Origin of the sequence: Pontibacter liquoris (assembly GCF_022758235.1) — a bacterium.
GTDB lineage: Bacteria > Bacteroidota > Bacteroidia > Cytophagales > Hymenobacteraceae > Pontibacter > Pontibacter liquoris.
The window spans coordinates 3,073,621-3,091,206 of record NZ_JALEBG010000001.1 but is presented as its reverse complement, the minus strand read 5'-3'; the positions used below and the strand labels follow the sequence as shown (position 1 = coordinate 3,091,206).

Annotated in this window: 16 protein-coding genes; 8 read left to right on the top strand and 8 right to left on the bottom strand. The window is 53.0% G+C overall.

The features are described 5' to 3' along the window. Positions 1 to 19 precede the first annotated feature (19 nt). A complete protein-coding gene (gene ftsZ / locus LWL52_RS12810) occupies positions 20 to 1,552 on the top strand; it encodes a cell division protein FtsZ (protein WP_242920401.1) in 1,533 nt (510 codons plus the stop codon). A 220-nt stretch (positions 1,553 to 1,772) separates the two neighbouring features. On the opposite strand, the gene LWL52_RS12805 is transcribed toward ftsZ, so the two are convergent. From LWL52_RS12805 to LWL52_RS12790, 4 genes are all read right to left on the bottom strand, one after another. Beyond that, entirely contained in the window at positions 1,773 to 2,297 is a 525-nt protein-coding gene (locus LWL52_RS12805) for an NADPH-dependent FMN reductase (protein ID WP_242920398.1), read from the bottom strand. A gap of 170 nt (positions 2,298 to 2,467) precedes the next feature. Next, entirely contained in the window at positions 2,468 to 3,223 is a 756-nt protein-coding gene (locus LWL52_RS12800; protein ID WP_242920695.1) for a succinate dehydrogenase/fumarate reductase iron-sulfur subunit, read from the bottom strand. Between the two features lie 172 nt (positions 3,224 to 3,395). Continuing rightward, positions 3,396 to 5,330, bottom strand: a complete 1,935-nt coding sequence (locus LWL52_RS12795; RefSeq protein WP_242920396.1) for a fumarate reductase/succinate dehydrogenase flavoprotein subunit — start codon at positions 5,328 to 5,330, stop codon at positions 3,396 to 3,398. 22 nt (positions 5,331 to 5,352) lie between these two features. After that, positions 5,353 to 6,033 carry a succinate dehydrogenase cytochrome b subunit gene (locus tag LWL52_RS12790; RefSeq protein ID WP_242920394.1) on the bottom strand — a complete coding sequence of 227 codons (681 nt, stop codon included), beginning with the start codon at positions 6,031 to 6,033 and terminating at the stop codon, positions 5,353 to 5,355. Between the two features lie 244 nt (positions 6,034 to 6,277). On the opposite strand from LWL52_RS12790, the gene LWL52_RS12785 reads away from it, so the two are divergent. The 5 genes from LWL52_RS12785 to LWL52_RS12765 all read left to right on the top strand — a co-directional run bounded on the left by LWL52_RS12785 (position 6,278) and on the right by LWL52_RS12765 (position 11,840). Continuing rightward, the gene (locus tag LWL52_RS12785; RefSeq protein WP_242920391.1) at positions 6,278 to 9,091 is read left to right on the top strand and encodes a T9SS type B sorting domain-containing protein; all 2,814 of its coding nucleotides are present in this window, start codon (positions 6,278 to 6,280) and stop codon (positions 9,089 to 9,091) included. Further along, on the top strand, positions 9,091 to 9,516 hold the full coding sequence (locus LWL52_RS12780) for a thiol-disulfide oxidoreductase DCC family protein (protein ID WP_242920389.1): 426 nt from the start codon (positions 9,091 to 9,093) through the stop codon (positions 9,514 to 9,516). Before LWL52_RS12785 ends, LWL52_RS12780 begins: the two co-directional genes overlap by 1 nt. A gap of 169 nt (positions 9,517 to 9,685) precedes the next feature. Then, positions 9,686 to 10,567, top strand: a complete 882-nt coding sequence (gene fabD, locus LWL52_RS12775) for an ACP S-malonyltransferase (RefSeq protein ID WP_242920387.1) — start codon at positions 9,686 to 9,688, stop codon at positions 10,565 to 10,567. Positions 10,568 to 10,726: 159 nt separating this feature from the next. Then, on the top strand, positions 10,727 to 11,539 hold the full coding sequence (locus tag LWL52_RS12770) for a CPBP family intramembrane glutamic endopeptidase (protein ID WP_242920385.1): 813 nt from the start codon (positions 10,727 to 10,729) through the stop codon (positions 11,537 to 11,539). Positions 11,540 to 11,549: 10 nt separating this feature from the next. After that, positions 11,550 to 11,840: a hypothetical protein gene (locus LWL52_RS12765; protein ID WP_242920383.1), complete on the top strand. Its 291-nt coding sequence runs from the start codon at positions 11,550 to 11,552 to the stop codon at positions 11,838 to 11,840. 47 nt (positions 11,841 to 11,887) lie between these two features. Here LWL52_RS12765 and LWL52_RS12760 read toward each other — a convergent pair whose 3' ends face one another. The 3 genes from LWL52_RS12760 to LWL52_RS12750 all read right to left on the bottom strand — a co-directional run bounded on the left by LWL52_RS12760 (position 11,888) and on the right by LWL52_RS12750 (position 13,718). Then, positions 11,888 to 12,316, bottom strand: coding sequence for a hypothetical protein (locus tag LWL52_RS12760; protein ID WP_242920381.1), 429 nt, complete (start codon positions 12,314 to 12,316; stop codon positions 11,888 to 11,890). Between the two features lie 78 nt (positions 12,317 to 12,394). After that, positions 12,395 to 12,880 (bottom strand): 2-amino-4-hydroxy-6-hydroxymethyldihydropteridine diphosphokinase, encoded by a 486-nt coding sequence (gene folK / locus LWL52_RS12755; RefSeq protein ID WP_242920379.1) that lies wholly within the window; start codon positions 12,878 to 12,880, stop codon positions 12,395 to 12,397. Beyond that, positions 12,873 to 13,718: an alpha/beta hydrolase family protein gene (locus tag LWL52_RS12750; protein WP_242920377.1), complete on the bottom strand. Its 846-nt coding sequence runs from the start codon at positions 13,716 to 13,718 to the stop codon at positions 12,873 to 12,875. Before LWL52_RS12750 ends, folK begins: the two co-directional genes overlap by 8 nt. Before the next feature lie 331 nt (positions 13,719 to 14,049). On the opposite strand from LWL52_RS12750, the gene LWL52_RS12745 reads away from it, so the two are divergent. Together LWL52_RS12745 and LWL52_RS12740 are read left to right on the top strand one after the other, a co-directional pair. Continuing rightward, positions 14,050 to 15,030, top strand: coding sequence for a polyprenyl synthetase family protein (locus tag LWL52_RS12745; protein WP_242920375.1), 981 nt, complete (start codon positions 14,050 to 14,052; stop codon positions 15,028 to 15,030). A 197-nt stretch (positions 15,031 to 15,227) separates the two neighbouring features. Continuing rightward, complete coding sequence (locus LWL52_RS12740; RefSeq protein ID WP_242920373.1) at positions 15,228 to 15,851, top strand: class I SAM-dependent methyltransferase; 624 nt, start codon at positions 15,228 to 15,230, stop codon at positions 15,849 to 15,851. A 438-nt stretch (positions 15,852 to 16,289) separates the two neighbouring features. Here the strand turns inward: LWL52_RS12740 and LWL52_RS12735 are convergent, their stop codons facing one another. Beyond that, on the bottom strand, positions 16,290 to 17,555 hold the full coding sequence (locus LWL52_RS12735) for a peroxiredoxin family protein (RefSeq protein WP_242920371.1): 1,266 nt from the start codon (positions 17,553 to 17,555) through the stop codon (positions 16,290 to 16,292). Positions 17,556 to 17,586 lie beyond the last annotated feature (31 nt).

The following is a 17,586-nucleotide window of genomic DNA, read 5'->3' as shown; positions in this document are numbered from 1 at the left end:
TAGAGCAGGAGAAATTAGTATGACTTCAATGTACACTTTTGACTTACCAGCCAGCAGTAAGTCCATCATCAAGGTGATTGGCGTCGGGGGCGGTGGTAGCAACGCGGTGAATCACATGTATAACCAAGGCATTAAAGATGTCGAGTTTATCATTTGTAACACCGATGCCCAGGCCCTTAAGAGTAGCAGCGTTCCAAACAAACTTGCTATCGGCCAAAACCTGACGGAAGGACTTGGGGCAGGAGCGAACCCTGAAAAAGGGAAGCATGCCGCCCTTGAGAGCAAAGAGGAGATCCGGGAAATGCTGAGTTCTGACACTAAAATGGTGTTCATTACAGCTGGTATGGGCGGTGGTACCGGTACAGGTGCAGCCCCGGTCATTGCTAAAGTTGCCAAAGAACTGGGCATCCTGACAGTAGGTATCGTAACAGCTCCTTTTGCCTTTGAAGGCAAGAAGAAGAAAATTGCTGCCGAGAACGGGGTGAAGGAACTAAGCGACAACTGCGATACGATCCTGGTGATCCTCAACGACAAGCTGCGCGAGATGTTTGGCAACCTGACCATCCGCGAGGCATTTGCCAAAGCCGATAACGTGCTGACAACGGCTGCCAAGTCGATTGCTGAGATCATTACGGTGACAGCAGAAGTGAACGTGGACTTTGAAGACGTAAAAACGGTGATGAAGGACTCTGGTGCTGCAGTGATGGGTTCTGCAACAACAGAGGGCGAAGGCCGTGCCTTGCGTGCTGCCGAAGAGGCGCTTTCTTCTCCGCTGCTCAACAACACCGACATTCATGGTGCCCAGAAGATCCTGCTTTCTATTATGTCCGGCGAACAGGCCGAACTGGAAATGGATGAACTGACCGAGATCACAGAGTATATCCAGGATAAAGCAGGCCAGGAAGCGGAAGTTATTTTCGGCCATGGTATTGACTCCTCGCTGGGCCAGAGCATCCGGGTAACCGTGATCGCTACGGGCTTTGCAAGTGATGCCGAAAGCATTATTGAGCCAAAGAAGACGGTATTTGACCTGGATAGCCAAAAAAAAATTGAGGTAGCTGAGCCGGTAAAACCAGAAGTAGCAGATCCTGCCGCTTTTGTAAGCCGCCCTACGGTAGCACCGGTGCCCACACCGCCGCAGCCAACTGCTGTACAGCCACAAGCACCTGCGCAGCAGCAAAGCTTTGAGCCTGTTCGCCGGCCAGTAGAGCAGCCGCAGCGCGTAGTGTTCGAGCTGGATGGCAACATGCAGCACGACGCGTATGCCGCCCGTGAGGAAGACAAGGCTGCCCGCGAGGCAACACGCCTGGCAGAGGAGCGCGAGCTGATGCAGCGCCGTGCCGAGGAGCGCCGCGAGCGCCTGCGTATGCTGAGCTCTGAGATCACTTCGGAAGTCATCAAAGAGAAATTGGATGTGCCGGCTTACCTGCGCCGCAATGTGGCCCTGGACCGGGTAGCGCATTCTTCGGAGCGTAACATCTCCCGCTTCAACCTGAACGACGACAACGAGATACTAGGCGACAATCGTTTCCTGCACGATAACGTGGACTAGTCCGTTTCTTCGAAGTATAAAACAAAAGCGCCTGCTAGTAATAGCAGGCGCTTTTGTTTTATAGGTGCTTGATGATACGACCGCTGGTTAGAAAAGGAAATGATGGCCCGGAAACGCTATACAGCTTTACAACGGTCATATCTGGCAGCACAAGTATAAAGCACAGGTATAAGCAGTATAGCAGCTGCGTTAAAGTGTGCCTCAGCAGCATTGCGGGTGTTTAAAACCGGATGAACTGCTCTACCTGCTGCTCAAACAGCTCCTGGTACAACTTGTTGGTGATGGTGGTGCCGTCGAAGTTCTTTTCGATATGGGCCAGTTTTAAGCGTGTTGCCAGCACATGCATACCCAGGTAATTGAGCACATCGGTCAGGTGGCTCAGCGCCAGCCCGCTGCCCTGCATGCCGGACGATAATCCGACCAGGGCTGCTTTCTTGTCTTTAAAAGAAAAAGGATAATCGAGCCCGTCGATAAACGCCTTCAGTACGCCAGGGTAGGAGCTGTTATACTCCGGCACGATGAACACAATTTTTTCAGCGGAAGCGATCATACCTGTGAGCTTGTTAAAGGCTTCGTTTTTGCCGGTATAATCGTAGAGGGCAGTGGACGTGAAATCGGGAGGCAGATCTGCCAGGTCCAGGATGCGGTTTGCAATGCCCCGCTCCGAGAGCATGCGCGCATAAAGTTCTGCGATAGCCCGGGAGGTAGAGCCGGGCCTGTTGGTACCCGATATGATGGTGATCATGTAGTGCTTTCTTTGATTTCTTTAGTTAACTGGAAGCAGGTTGTAAAGTTTGATCGTTGCTGCTGTTTCAGGTCTTATACTTCCTTTATACTTTAGTTAAGCGCAATAAAGCTAAAACAAAAAAGGCGAGGACAAAACTGCCTCGCCTTTTTTGTATACTATAGCAGCACCTATGCTAAGTGTTCAGAAGTTGCTTTCGCCGAGATATACTCTCTTCTGAGCATGGCAATGTTCTCCAGCGAAATACCTACCGGGCATTCTGCCGCGCACGAGCCGATGGTGGTGCAGGAGCCGAAGCCTTCGATGTCCATTTGGGCCACCATGTTCTCCACACGCGTCTGGCGCTCTACTTTGCCTTGCGGTAGCATAGCCAGCTGCGATACCTTAGCCGATACAAACAGCATGGCAGAGGCATTCTTGCAGGCCGCTACACATGCGCCGCACTGGATACAGGTCGCCGCATCAAAGGCCTTGTCGGCAATAGTTTTCGGGATCAGGATCTCGTTGGCATCCGGAACACCGCCTGTGTTCACCGAAACGTAACCGCCGGCCTGCTGAATACGGTCGAAGGCAGACCGGTCTACTACCAGGTCTTTATGCACCGGGAAAGCAGCTGCCCGCCAAGGCTCGATCGTGATGGTATCGCCATCGTTGAAGTGGCGCATGTGCAGCTGGCAGGTGGTGGTGCCCCGCTCCGGGCCGTGTGCGCGCCCGTTGATGAACAGGCTGCACATACCGCAGATACCTTCGCGGCAGTCGTGGTCAAACGCAATGGGCTCCTGGCCACTGCGCAGCAGGTCTTCGTTCAGTACGTCCAGCATCTCGAGGAACGACATGTCCGGGGAAATGCCTTTTACAGGGTATGTAACCAGCTGACCCGCTGAATTTCTATCTTTTTGGCGCCAAACCTTGAGTGTCAGGTCCATTGGTTTAGCATTTGGATTACTTCCAGCCATCTTATTTTTCAATTAAGAATTACGAATTAACAATTTCGAATTGAGAACCTTAAATTATGATTCAGAGAAATCGGAGAGTTATACTTCCCGGCCAGCTTATCTGTATTCGTAATTCGTAATTCTGAATTCGTCATTAATTATTTTACTTATAGCTACGCTGTGTAAGCTTCACATTCTCGAACTTGAGCTCTTCTTTGTGCAGCACCGGCTCGTTGCCTACGCCTGTAAACTCCCAGGCAGCTACATATGCAAAGTTCTCATCGTCGCGCAGGGCTTCATTTTCCGGCGTCTGATACTCTTCCCGGAAGTGGCCGCCGCAGGACTCGTTCCGGTGCAGGGCATCTTCTACCATCAGTTCGCCAAGCTCCAGGAAATCGGCCACACGGTTGGCTTTCTCCAGGGTCTGGTTCAGCTCTTCGTTTACACCCGTTACTTTCACATCACGCCAGAACTCCTCGCGCAGCTGGCGGATCGCCTGCCTGGCGTAGGTCAAGCCTTCGGCATTACGCGCCATACCGCAGTTTTCCCACATAATGTGGCCCAGCGCTTTATGGAACTCATCCACGGTACGGGTACCCTGGATAGACAGCAACTGATTGTTTTTAGCAATTACCGCCTGCTCTGCTTCTTTAAAGGCAGGATGATCGGTCGGCACTTTGGTATATGGCATGCGGGCCAGGTAATCTCCTATGGTATACGGTATCACAAAGTAACCATCGGCTAGGCCTTGCATCAGGGCGGATGCGCCCAGGCGGTTAGCGCCGTGATCGGAGAAATTACACTCGCCGGTGGCGTAGAGACCCGGCACGTTGGTCATCAGGTTATAGTCTACCCACAGGCCACCCATGGTATAGTGCACGGCCGGGTAAATGCGCATCGGGCGCTCGTAAGGGTTCTCGTCGGTGATCTTTTCATACATCTCGAAGAGGTTGCCATACTTGGCGCTGATCGTGGCCAGGCCGTCGCGGTTGATCGCTTCAGCAAAGTCCAGGAACACGGCTAGTCCCGAAGCACCTACGCCACGGCCTTCGTCGCACACCAGCTTGGCGTTACGGGAGGCCACATCACGCGGCACCAGGTTACCGAAGGCCGGGTACTTACGCTCCAGGTAATAATCACGGTCTGCTTCCGGAATATCGCTCACCTTTATCTCGCCTTTGCGCAGGCGTTGGGCAATTTCAGCGGTTTTAGGCACCCATACACGGCCGTCGTTGCGCAGCGACTCGGACATGAGCGTTAGCTTGGACTGGTGCTCACCGGATACCGGGATGCAGGTAGGGTGAATCTGGGTATAGCATGGGTTAGCGAACAAAGCACCTTTTTTGTGTGCCCGCCATGCTGCAGTGGCGTTAGAGCCCATGGCGTTGGTAGACAGGAAGAATACGTTGCCGTATCCGCCGGTAGCCAGCACCACGGCATGCGCGCTATGCGATTCGATCGCACCTGTGATTAGGTTGCGCACCACAATGCCGCGTGCCTGGCCATCCACTACTACCAGGTCCAGCATCTCCGTGCGCGGGAACATTTTTACCTTGCCATAAGCGATCTGGCGGTTCAGGGCCGAGTAAGCACCCAGTAACAACTGCTGTCCGGTTTGGCCGCGGGCGTAGAACGTACGTGATACCTGGGCACCACCGAATGAACGGTTAGCCAGCAGGCCGCCGTACTCGCGCGCAAACGGAACACCCTGCGCCACACACTGGTCAATAATATCAACCGATACCTGGGCCAGGCGGTAAGTGTTTGCCTCGCGGGAGCGGTAGTCGCCTCCTTTTATCGTATCGTAGAAAAGACGGAAAACAGAGTCTCCGTCGTTCTGGTAGTTCTTGGCTGCGTTGATACCGCCCTGAGCGGCAATCGAGTGCGCCCGGCGCGGGGAGTCCTGGAAGCAGAAAGCTTTTACATTATAGCCAAGCTCGCCCAGGGTAGCTGCCGCAGAAGCGCCGGCCAGTCCGGTGCCTACTACAATAATTTCGTATTTACGCTTGTTGGCCGGATTTACCAACTTCACATCAAATTTATGCTTATCCCACTTCTGGGCCAGCGGGCCTTCCGGGATTTTTGAATCTAATATCATAGCAACTATAGCAAGTTATTATTTACACAAAGAAGAAGAAATACAAGGGTATGGCCATAAATCCCAGGCAAACAATAATGGAGAAAGCCACGCCGAACACCTGAATAAAAGGCATATACTTCTTGTGGTTAAGCCCCAGTGACTGGAAGGCACTTTGGAAACCGTGGATCAGGTGGTAGGCCAACGCAATCATGCCCAGAACATAGATCAGCACATACCACCACTGCTTAAAGGCATACACCACCTGCGCATACAGGTTCTCATACTCTACATCGTTGATGTTTACCGGCTCCAGGCCATCAAAGCGGGCCGGGATCAGGAAGTTGTAGAGGTGAATGATAAGGAAAACCAGGATAACCGTGCCCAGGAGGCCCATGTTGCGGGATGCCCACGAGCTGTTCTGCTCCGGATGGTTGCTGGCATAGTTTACTGGCCGGGCAGCCTGATTGCGGCGGGTAAGCACCAGGGCATCGTAGATGTGAAAAGCAAAGCCTGCTAAAAGTACCCATTCCATGGTGCGGATAATGCCATTATGGGCCATGAAATTAGAATAGAGGTTAAATGCTTCGCCGCCATCATCCTTGAATAACTGCAGGTTGCCCAGCAGGTGAATAACTAAGAACGAGCAAAGGAAAAGCCCCGTGATAGACATCACGATCTTCCGCCCAACTGTACTGGAAAACGTTTTAGTAAACCAATTCATCTGTATTTGTTAAAGGTTATAGAATGATGCTTTTTTAATTCCCAAAGGTACATGTGGTCCTTATATAAAACAATTTTGGGCTCATATTTTGAATCAATCTAAATTGGAATCCGTAGGACAAAAAACCTTTATTCTATAACCCGCAGAATAGCCGCTTGTTCATACTATATTCTTACTGGTCATACTATATTCTTAAAAAATTTAGTTTACTTTATACTTCATTCTACCGCCTAAACCTACTTGTATGCCAAACAGTTTACGCACGAGGTATCTGCTGCATGGCAGTCTGTTGTGGGTGTTGATCTTATTGTTGGGTTGTTTTACAGATGCACAGGCTACGCACATCAGAGCAGGAGATATCACCGCGAAGCGCGATACCACCCCTAACCCAAACCCGCGCCGCTTCTTCTTTACCATGATCATGTACACCAACGAGGCCTCCACGGCGGAGGACCCGCAGGTGACCATCAATAACGGCGACGGCACCACCCAGATCGTGGACCGTCTGGCGGTGATCCCGATCGGAAACGTAACCGACAAAGAGATCTTTAAGTGGGAATATACCTACCCGGCCGATGGCAGCTATACCATCTCCTGGAATGGCATTAACCGCAACGGTAACATCCTCAACATTGCCCCTCCTTCCGACCAGGTTTCCTTTTTCATTTCCACTACGATCAATATAAATGCGCTGCGCGGCTTTAACAGCACGCCTATACTTACTGTAGCGCCTATTGACCTGGCTGCCGTGGGGCGGCCGTTTGTGCATAACCCAGGCGCCTACGACCCCGACGGCGACAGCCTGGCGTTTAAGTTACGGGTGCCGCAGCGCCGCGATGCTGCCTCCGGCCGCATCATGGATGTGCCCGGCTACTCGCTGCCCAGCCGTACGTTTAACTGCCAGACAAGCGATGTGACCGGCCCGGCTTTTCTGACGCTGGACCTGAACACGGGGCAGCTGATCTGGGATTCTCCCTGCAAGCAGGGAGAATACAACGTAGCCTTTGTGGTGGAAGAATGGCGCGTGTCGGCCAATGGTGCTGTAAAGCTGGGCGAAGTAGTGCGCGACATGCAGATCATTGTAAAAGAAACCGAAAACCACCCGCCTAAACTTACCCCGAAAGATACCTGTATTGTGGCCGGCACTACCCTGCGGGGCGTGGTACAGGCCACCGACGTGGACGGCGATAGAATTAAACTGAGCGCGGCAAGCGGTATATTGCCGCCAGCCACTTTCCGGCAGACCTCTGATCAGAAAGGCGCTGCCAGCGGTGCCTTTAGCTGGGCCACAGATTGTGAGGATGTGCGAGAACGGCCGTACCAGGTTATTTTCAGAGCCCGCGATGTGCGGCCGCCACTGGCCATCGTACCCCGGGCCCTGTCGGGTGGGGGCACCACCACCGATACGATTACGGATGCCCTGGCCGACCTGCAGCCCTGGAATATCCGGGTAGTGGGGCCACCGCCGCAAAATCTGGTGGCTACCGGCGCCGACCGTACCGTAACCCTGACTTGGGACCCGTATATTTGCCAGAACGCTGCTGTGATTCGTATTTACCGTCGCGAAGGACCTTCGGGCTTTGTGCCGGATGTGTGCCAGACCGGGGTGCCAAGCAGCACGGGCTATGTGCTGATTGCGGAAGTGAAGCCCGACCAGACCACCTTTACAGACGATAACCAGGGAGCCGGACTGAAAGCGGGTGTGGATTACTGCTACATCATATATGCGCAGTTCCCTTCGCCGGCGCGGGGCGAAAGCCTGGCCTCGAACGAAGCCTGCGTGGACATAGACCGCGACATTCCGTACCTGACCAACGTGACGGTAGACAAGACCGATGCGGCCACTGGCCAGATCACCGTGAAATGGACACGCCCTGAGAATGTAGCAAAGCTCACGCCGCCGCTCGAGTACCGCCTCTACCGCAAAGAGGGGCAGGAAAAAGGAACCGGCTTCCAGCAGGTCTTCTCCAGCCGTACCATGACCGATACCACCTATGTGGATAAGAACCTGAACACGCTCCAAAAAGCATTCCGCTATCGCCTGGAGTTCTACCATGCTCCGGCAGCTGGCGGGCAGCCAACAGTGCTGCGCGACAGCACCGAGGCATCGAGTGTGCGCCTGGAGATAACGGCTGCTGCCGGCGAGGAAAAAGCCCTGGTGCTGAACTGGACCTACAACGTGCCCTGGAAAAACGAAGTGCTCAAGCACCGCATCTTCCGGGTGGTGAATGGCACCTTTACGCTCATCGACAGCGTGACCGCCACGGCCAGCAGCGGCACCTATACCGATCGGGGCGCTTTTAGCAACGCGCCTTTGCAGCGGGGACAAAGCTACTGCTACTATGTGCAGACGGTGGGCACCTACGAGATCAGCGGCTTGCCGGCGCCTTTGCGCAACAACAGCCAGGAAGTATGTGCAACGCTGCCCAAGGTTATCTGTGCGCCGGAGCTAAGTATAGACCAGCTGGATTGCGCGGCCTTTAGCCAGAGCCCGACCCAGCCGCCGTATCAGAATGTGCTGACGTGGGTGCCGCAAACCTCCGGGGATTGTACCGACCAGATTGATTTCTATACGGTATACTTTAAAGGAGCCGGCGATACCGATTATACCAAGCTTGGTACCACCGAGGAAACAACGTACACCCATAGCGGCTTACAATCTTATGCCGGCTGCTATCAGGTAACAGCCACCGACGCGGCCGGAAACGAAAGCCCCCGCAGCAACGAAGTTTGCAAAGACAACTGCATCTTCTTTATGCTGCCCAACATCATTACTCCGAACGGCGATGGGCTCAATGATGTATTCCGCCCAGACAAGCGTACGTCTTTTGTGAAGAGCATGAACTTTAAAGTATTTGACCGTTGGGGAGTGCTGGTATACAGCAGTGGTACGGTTACAAGTGGCGAAGGCTTGTACATTAACTGGGCAGGCACCGATAAAAACGGGAATCGCCTGACAGACGGCACCTATTATTACGAAGCAGACGTAGAATTCTTTACCATAGACCCTTCCAAAGCACACAGCAAGTATAAAGGGTGGGTAGAAATCGTACGCTAATGAACAACGATAACTTACAACAGCTGCAGGGCAAGCCGGTCATTTTTTATGACGGCACCTGCGGCTTTTGCCAGGGCAGCGTGCAGGTGGCCTTAAAGCACAACAAGGGCCGCGACTTATACTTTGCGGCCCTGCAATCGGGGCTGTTGCAGGCCCTGGTGCCCGGGGCGCAACTGCCTGAAATTCTTCCGGATTCCATTCTTTTTTACGAGAACGGCAAGCTTTATTCAGAGTCAGAAGCGGCTTTGCGCATTGCCCGCTACCTCAACTTTCCGCTCCGTATCCTTTACTATTTCCGCATTATTCCTTTATCTTTCCGCGATTTTGTGTACCGCTTCATCGCCCGGCATCGCTATCTGATAGCCGGCCGCACGGAAGCTTGCATGCTGCCAAGCCCCGAAGAACGGGCGCGGTTTGTAGCTTAAAAGGGAGACACAAGACGTTAGACATAAGACACAAGACAAAAATGTACTTGAGGTTTCATGTGCTTCTAAACTTTGATGCAGCGGCTTGCTGCATCAATAAAAAGCAAAAAAGTCTAACGTCCTGTGTCTAACGTCTTGTGTCTAAGAAACAATAAACGAATAATGACGAATGAAGAAGGCATACATTTTTCCGGGCCAAGGCTCGCAGTTTGTAGGGATGGGCAAAGATTTGTACGAGCAGCACACCGAAGCAAAGCGGTTGTTTGATCTGGCAAACGAGATTCTGGGCTTCAACATCACCGAGATCATGTTTTACGGCACCGACGAGGAGCTAAAGCAGACCAAAGTAACCCAGCCGGCTATTTTCCTGCACTCAGTGGCACAGGCGGCCGTAGCCCAGGATTTTGCGCCGAACATGGTGGCAGGCCACTCGTTGGGCGAATTCTCGGCCCTGGTTGCCAGCAAAGTGCTGAGCTTTGAAGATGGCCTGCGCCTGGTCTCGAAACGTGCGCTGGCCATGCAGGCAGCCTGTGAGGCAAACCCCTCTACTATGGCGGCCATACTTGGCCTGGACGACGCCAAAGTAGAAGAAGTATGCGCCTCGATAGACGGCGAAGTGGTGGTTGCCGCCAACTATAACTGCCCGGGCCAGCTGGTTATTTCCGGCTCCAACAAAGGCATCGAAATTGCCTGCGAGAAGATGAAAGAAGCCGGCGCCAAGCGTGCCTTGCCGCTGCCGGTTGGTGGCGCGTTCCACTCGCCGCTGATGAAACCGGCCGAAGAAGAACTGGCCAAAGCCATTAACGAAACTACATTCAGCCTGGGTATCTGCCCCATCTACCAAAACGTAGACGCCCGGCCCCACGCCGATCCAACCGAGATCAAGCAGAACCTGATCAGCCAGCTAACAGCACCGGTGCGCTGGACCCAATCCGTACAGCAAATGATTGCCGATGGCGCCACACATTTTGTGGAATGCGGCCCGGGCAAAGTGCTGCAGGGGCTGGTAAAGAAAATAGACCGCAACGCCGAAGTAAGCTCTGTAGAATAGCGGAAAAGGCGGCTTTTAAAGTACAAGATCCTCCCGGGCGCTGCGCCCGGGAGGATCTTGTGTTTCCGGGGCAGGGGGAGGCAAGTTGCGGCGCAGGTATAAACTCTTGACAGTGACCTGTAATTTGCTACATTTGCCTTGCTCTTTATCTCCTGAACTATGAAAAGTAAAGTCTCCCTTCTCTTATGGGGCAGTGGGTTTGTGCTCCTCAACCTGTATGCCAGCCTCCTCCCAAAACTGTTTCCGCAGAACAACCTGCTGCTTTGGTTTGCCTATTGGGCCGGCTTCTTTATACTTGCTTTCGTGCTGGGCCGGTATGTGCTGCGCCTGCAAGGGCTGCAGTCGTTTGGCATGAACCTGCACCGGCACTGGGTAAGGAACCTGGCGGTTGGGTTTATACTTGGCTTTGGCATCTGGGCGCTTAAAAACCTGGTGTTCTATGCCATGGGTAAGTTCGAGCTGACGGGTATGATGGAGGCAGGCTATATTTACCCACTGCTAGCCCAGGCGCTGCTTGGGATGTTCTTTGCCGCTGCCATCAACGACCTGTTGATCCGGGGGTACTGGTTTGCCTTTTGCCGTAAGGAGCACCAGATGAAATGGTACCTGCTGTTGGCCACCGTGCTCTACGCCCTGGACGACTCGTGGAACGAAGGCTTTGATGTGATGAACCTGGCTTTTTCGGCGGTACTCGGTATTTCGCTGGCGTATACGGTGCTAAAAACCGGCTCCATCTGGATGGCCATCGGTATCCACTGGGGCGGCAATATGATGTATAGATTAATAGCCGGATTTGATGGGCAGGGCATCTGGAAGCTGGAGCATGTTACCGAGGGCGTGCAGTATGAGTACGTTAGCTTGCTGGTCACCGCCCTCTTGTTTCCGGTGGTGTACCTGTTATTGAAAGACAAGCAGGGTGAAGGCGCGCAAAAATACATGAAAGATAAACCCTTTCCGCAGCAAACAGCTTAGCGCTCATTATATGAACAGCAAGAACAGAAAAGAGGTGCTGCAACTGGTAGATGCGGCCCATGCCAGGGTGGAGAGCTTTTATCCGGAAACACCGGTATACAAAGCTACGCCGGAATGGGCAGAAAAGCGGCGCCTGCTGCTGGCAGACCTTTCGCTTCACCTTACGCAGGATGCGCTAAAGGGTGAAACGATAAACGAAGCTGCGTTAAAGAATCACCTGTTTGCCATCCTGAAAATCAGCAGCGAGTTTTTTCCGGAGCAGCCTTATGCACAAGCAGCCAGCTTATTGCAGGAGGATTGATAGCAAAAGACTACCGCTAGCCCTTTAGCCTTTACTAAGTATAGCGGTCAGGAAACCTTTATCGTTTCATGTTCCGGCTTTTTACGTGCTACTGCCAACCTGCAGCAAAACAGGGAGAGCAGCAGGGTTAGAGGCGTGAACGCAAACTTTTCCAGCGCATGCTGCGAGGTCATGTTCCCGAGTGTATTCAGCAGGAACATGCCACACATCACCCACAGGGCTCCCTTCAAAAGTACCGGCTTTACTTTGACAGGTATAAAACCAGCTTTTATACCCACCACTGCCAGCATAAGCAGGCTCACCAGCAACGCGAGCAACTCTAAGGTTATCATTTGCTTCTGATCAGTCATCCCGCCTCCCCAGACCATTTCATTTGGTAGTATGCGCAGTAAAACCAGCCCATGGAAAAGAACGAAAAGCAACAGGATCGTGACTAAGCCATAGCTGGCAAGCCGTTCGCTAAGGAGGTGCTTCATACGGACAGGGGCGGGAAGTGAGTTTAGGTTCGGTTAGAAGGAAAGGTAAGAATATTTATACTGATGTTTAAAGCCTTGCTATTCCGCATAAACCTGCACCTCCAGCTGGTCCGGGCACGCCTCCAGCAATGACCTTATACTTTTACCCAGCACCGGATGCACCAGTTCCGGCGCAATTTCGGCCAGCGGCAGCAGCGTAAACCGACGCAGGTGCAGTTGCGGGTGGGGGATGGTGAGGCGCTGGGTCTGCAGCACCAGCTCGTCGTAGAAAAGGATGTCGATATCGATCACGCGCGCCCCCCAGTGCTCCTGCCGTTCACGGCCAAGTTCGTGCTCTATCCGGTTTATACTTTGCAACACCTGTTCAGGAGTGAGTGCTGTGTCTACTTCCAGCACCTGGTTCAGAAAAGCAGGCTGATCGGTTTTGCCCCAGGCGGCGGTTTGGTATAATTGGGAGCTTTGCTTAATGGGGCCAACCTGCGCGGCTATACTTTCGCGGGCCTGCTGCAGGTATAAAGTACGGTTACCCAGGTTGCCGCCCAGCAGCAAGTATAGCTTAGGCATGTTTGCTGAAAAAAGCGATGCTCAGGTCGGCCGCTGCGCGGGCAGCGTCGGGCAGTTCGTCGCGGTCGTAGGGGTGCTTGCCGCCAAAGGAGTGGTCGGCCTGGGGTAACAGGTGCAGCTCGGCGTCGGGCTTGTGGCGTTTCAGGTCGTGGGCCATTTGTGTCGGCAACGTTTCATCCAGTTCGCCGTGCAGCAGCAACAGCGGCTGCTGCATTTTCTTAATCACCCGTGGGATGTCGAGGCGGTCCTGGTTCTGGAAGTAATTTTCTACGATCTGATAGTAGAGCGGCATACGCTGGCCGGTGCGCGAGTTGAGTACCCATTGCACGCCTTCTTTTTTCCAATCGACCATTTGCAGTTCGTCCCAGCGCTGGTTAAACGTGTTTACGGCCGCCCAGGTGGCTACCGCTTTCACGCGCGGGTCTTCAGCCGCTTTCAGGATCACGGCGCCGCCGCCCCGGCTGTGGCCGATCAGGTAAATGCGGCTTAGGTCGAGCTCCTTTTGCTGCAGCGGCCCTTGCGTGTCGTGCAGCAGATCGATCAGTGCCTGCATATCATCCAGTTCCAGGCTGAAGTTGTTTTGGCCGAAGGCTTCCAGGTCGTGCACGTCCGAATCGTCGGCCACCGTTGTGCCGTTATAGGCAAAGTTGAATTTAACAAATACAAAACCCTGCTCGGCAAAGTAACGCGCCAGCAGATTAAAGTGGCCCCAGTCTTTAAAGCCCTTGAAGCCGTGGGTAAAAATAACGACCGGCTTGGGTTGCCCGTCCTGGGCAAAGGTGGCATCGGCGGTAAAAGGCCGCCCGTGTGCCGGATATACCACAAAGTTTACTTTCATCTTGTTGCGGGTTGATTGTCTGGATTGTTTAATTGTTGATTGTTGGTTGCCGATTGTTGATCGATGCGCTGACCGGGTGCTTCTGCTGGCGCAAGTTATAGTACGCCTGTCTTTTTAATGATAGGTGGCATTTGACTTTACCTGGGCAAAAACCTCCTGCCTACAGGGCACGCAGACATTTTACCTATACTTGCGCGGTAAAATAATCTTACTCCCGTTTAACCATGCAGCAATTTAACAAGCAACCAGCAACAACCAACAATTAAACGCGGTTTTGCCCCTGCACGTTTGGAAACCACTTGCAGAGGCAGTAATATTGCAAACCCAACACATGAGCATCAGCCTAAAGGAAATACAAGCGCCCATTGCCCAGGAAATGGAGCTGTTCGAACGGAAATTCAGAACCTCGATGAAGTCGAAGGTACTGCTTCTGGACCGCATCATGAGCTACATTGTAAAGCGCAAAGGCAAGCAGATGCGCCCGATGTTCGTGTTCTTTATGGCCAAGCTTTTCCGCGGCGACGGCATTGGCGATGCTACGTATCGCGGCGCCGCCCTAATCGAATTGCTGCACACGGCCACGCTGGTGCACGACGATGTGGTGGACGATGCCAACTACCGCCGTGGCTTTTTCTCCGTAAACGCTCTCTGGAAAAATAAGATCGCCGTGCTGGTAGGCGATTACCTGCTCTCCAAAGGCCTGCTGCTCTCCCTGCACAACGACGATTTTGAACTGCTCAAGATCGTATCCAATGCCGTGCGCGAGATGAGCGAAGGCGAGCTGCTGCAGATAGAAAAAGCCCGCCGCCTCGATATTACCGAAGAAGTTTACTTCGACATCATCCGCCAGAAAACCGCCTCGCTTATTGCTTCCTGCTGCGCCGTGGGAGCCGCCTCTGCCGGCGCTACGAAAGAAGAAGTGGAGAAAGCCCGTTTGTTTGGCGAAAAAGTGGGCATTGCTTTCCAGATAAAAGATGACCTGTTTGATTACGGCGATGCCGAGATCGGGAAGCCGGTGGGCATCGACATCAAGGAAAAGAAGATGACGCTGCCCCTGATAAACGCCCTGAGCGCTGCCGACTGGCTGACCAAGCGCCGCGTGATCTACAACGTTAAAAACAACAACGGCGACAGCAAGCGCGTGCAGCAGGTGATCGATTTTGTAAAGCAGTCGGGTGGCATTGCCTATACGATCGAGGCCATGAACCGCTATCACGCCGAAGCGCTGGAAATCCTCAACACCTTTCCGCCTTCCCCGTCACGCACCTCGCTCGAGCAACTCATCGCGTATACCATAGAACGGGAGAAGTAAGCCGTTACAATGACCTCGCAGTGTGCGCAACTCCTGCGAGTGTCTGGCGTGGACAGCCGTTGCTTTGAAGAATATTCCCTATCGAAGTCGGGAGCACACCTGCACGATCGTAAATTTCTGTAAACCTCACCCTTTATTGTATAACAGAAAGTATAGGAAGTATAGGTAGCTTTGAATATGCAACCTGACACAATGCTATGCGCCTGAACACCAACACTTGGAACCGCCTCCGCTATACCTTCTATCTGCCCATCTACGACCTGGTGGCCGACCGCCTTTTTCGTAAGTATAGAAAGCGCTCTGTCGCGCTGCTTGGCGCCAAACCTGCGGATGCTGTCCTTATACTTGGTGCCGGCACCGGCCTGGATCTGCCGTACCTGCAGGGCTACACGAACCTTACTGCCATCGATATCACGCCCGGCATGATCGCCAGGCTGAAAGCTCGGGCCGAAAAGCTGCACCTGCCGGTAGTGGCCCGCGTGATGAATGGCCAGCAGCTAAACTTCCCGGACAGTTCGTTTGATGCCGTGATTCTGCACCTCATACTTGCCGTGATCCCCGATCCGGTAGCCTGTATAAAAGAGGTGGAGCGGGTGCTGAAACCGGGCGGCACGATCATGGTCTTTGATAAGTTTCTGCCCGACGGGCAAATGCCTTCGCTGCTGCGGCGCCTACTGAATCCCCTTGCTGCCACGCTTTTCTCCGACATTAACCGCTCTATCGGAAAGATCATCAGCCATACTTCTTTAAAGGTAGAGCTGAACGACCCCGCTGCGTTTAGTGGTACATTTAGGGTGATCAGGTTACATAAGCCGGTTTAAGAGGATATACCTTGCACTGCCGGGGCCAACCACCCCTTTATCCCCCCAGAGCTACGCTCGCTAGCTTCGAACTCACGTTCTCGCTAGTCTAAGGCGGGGAACTATGGTAGTACGTTTTGACTGTACAAGCTTTATCACTGCTGCTTAACCTCCCTTCTCACAAGATCCTTTCAGGATGACAGAAAAAAATCAACCACTATTGTGAATGCAAGTGGAGCAGTAGTAGCAGGCTCCCCTCATTAGACAAAGAGGGGCAGGGGTGGTTCGATTATGCTGTTCCGGATTACAAATCCGGAACAGCTATAGGTAGTTACAGCAAGTTTCCCATGGACAGGTATGGTAGGATAAAGTATAAAAGCAAAGGCCGCTACTAATGCAGTAGCGGCCTTTGCTTTTATACTTGCCGATCAATGGAAAACGAAAAAGCGAACAACGATACTACGCCTTTTCAGCCAGCAGCTCGTCCATCGTCTTGTTAAATTCCTTTACCCAATCCTCGTAGTACTTGCCGGTGCCGGGGCCCGAGAAGCCGGTATGGATCTTGCGTACTTTGCCGTCGCGGCCAATAAAGATGGTGGTCGGGAACGACATGACTTTGTTCAGGGCCGGCAGGGCCTGAGCAGCAGCATCTTTTTCGGATACACCAGCCACCAACAGATCATAGTTAATGTTTAAGCGGTCTTTCATCTTGCTTAGGCGTGCGGCCGCTTTGTCGAACTCGGGGCTGCGTTCAAAACCAAGGCCGATGATCTCCAAGCCACGGTCCTTGTTCTGGTCATAATATGGCGCCAGGAACATGGTTTCGTCCATGCAGTTGGGGCACCACGAACCCACCAGCTGCACCAGAACCACCTTGCCTTTATATTTGGGGTCCGATAATGACACCTTTTCACCCTCCAGGTTCGGGAATGTGAACGACAAGGCATCATAGCCCGGCTTTAGAAAGGTGAGTGAATCGGCATCGGCCAGTTTTGCATTTTCGTTGCGGGTGGCTGTCCAGGATTCGCGGCCCGTCATGCCCGAGTAAAACTCGCCTTTCAGGGTGCTGTCGGTGGCGGGCTTTGCCGTGAACAGGTACGCATGGTTGCCGTCAAAGGTCGAGAGCTTCAGCTGGTCGCCTTCCACCTGGCCGTCCAGGTAACGGTAATCGCCGGTTTCGGTCAGGAAAGTGCCTTTTACATTGTTGCCGTTCTGGCTGAAAACGCCCACGGCATCGTAGCTGCTGCCCTCGGCATCGGTAAAGACTACCTGCCATTTGCCATCAACGTTAAGGGTGGCTTTTGCAGGGGCTTCGGCAAAGCGGTTGTTTTTACCATGCTCCGCCGTAAACGGGATGGAATAAGGGGTTTGGGTGTCGTTCTTTACAAAGCGGCCGGTCATCTTACCGCCTTCCACTTTGGCAATCAGGTCGGCATCAAAAATGTGCAGCCCGATCTTCAGCGAGTCGCCTTGTGGCTGAATGCTGTCCAGCAAAATACGCTCCTTGTCGTTTACCAGGTATAGCACGGATTTGCCATCCTTTTCGGCCGCTTCCATCAGGAAAGGAATTTCCTGGCCCTGGGTATGGAGCACTACCCGCCACATGCCCGGGGTTATGGTTTGGTTATTGGATGTGGTGGATGTACAGGCAGTTATCATGGTTGTAAGGATGAGCGCCAAAAACAAAAACAGCTTAACAGGTGTATTAAAAACAGGTAGTTTCATGTATAACCAGGTATAAATAATAAGAAGGCAA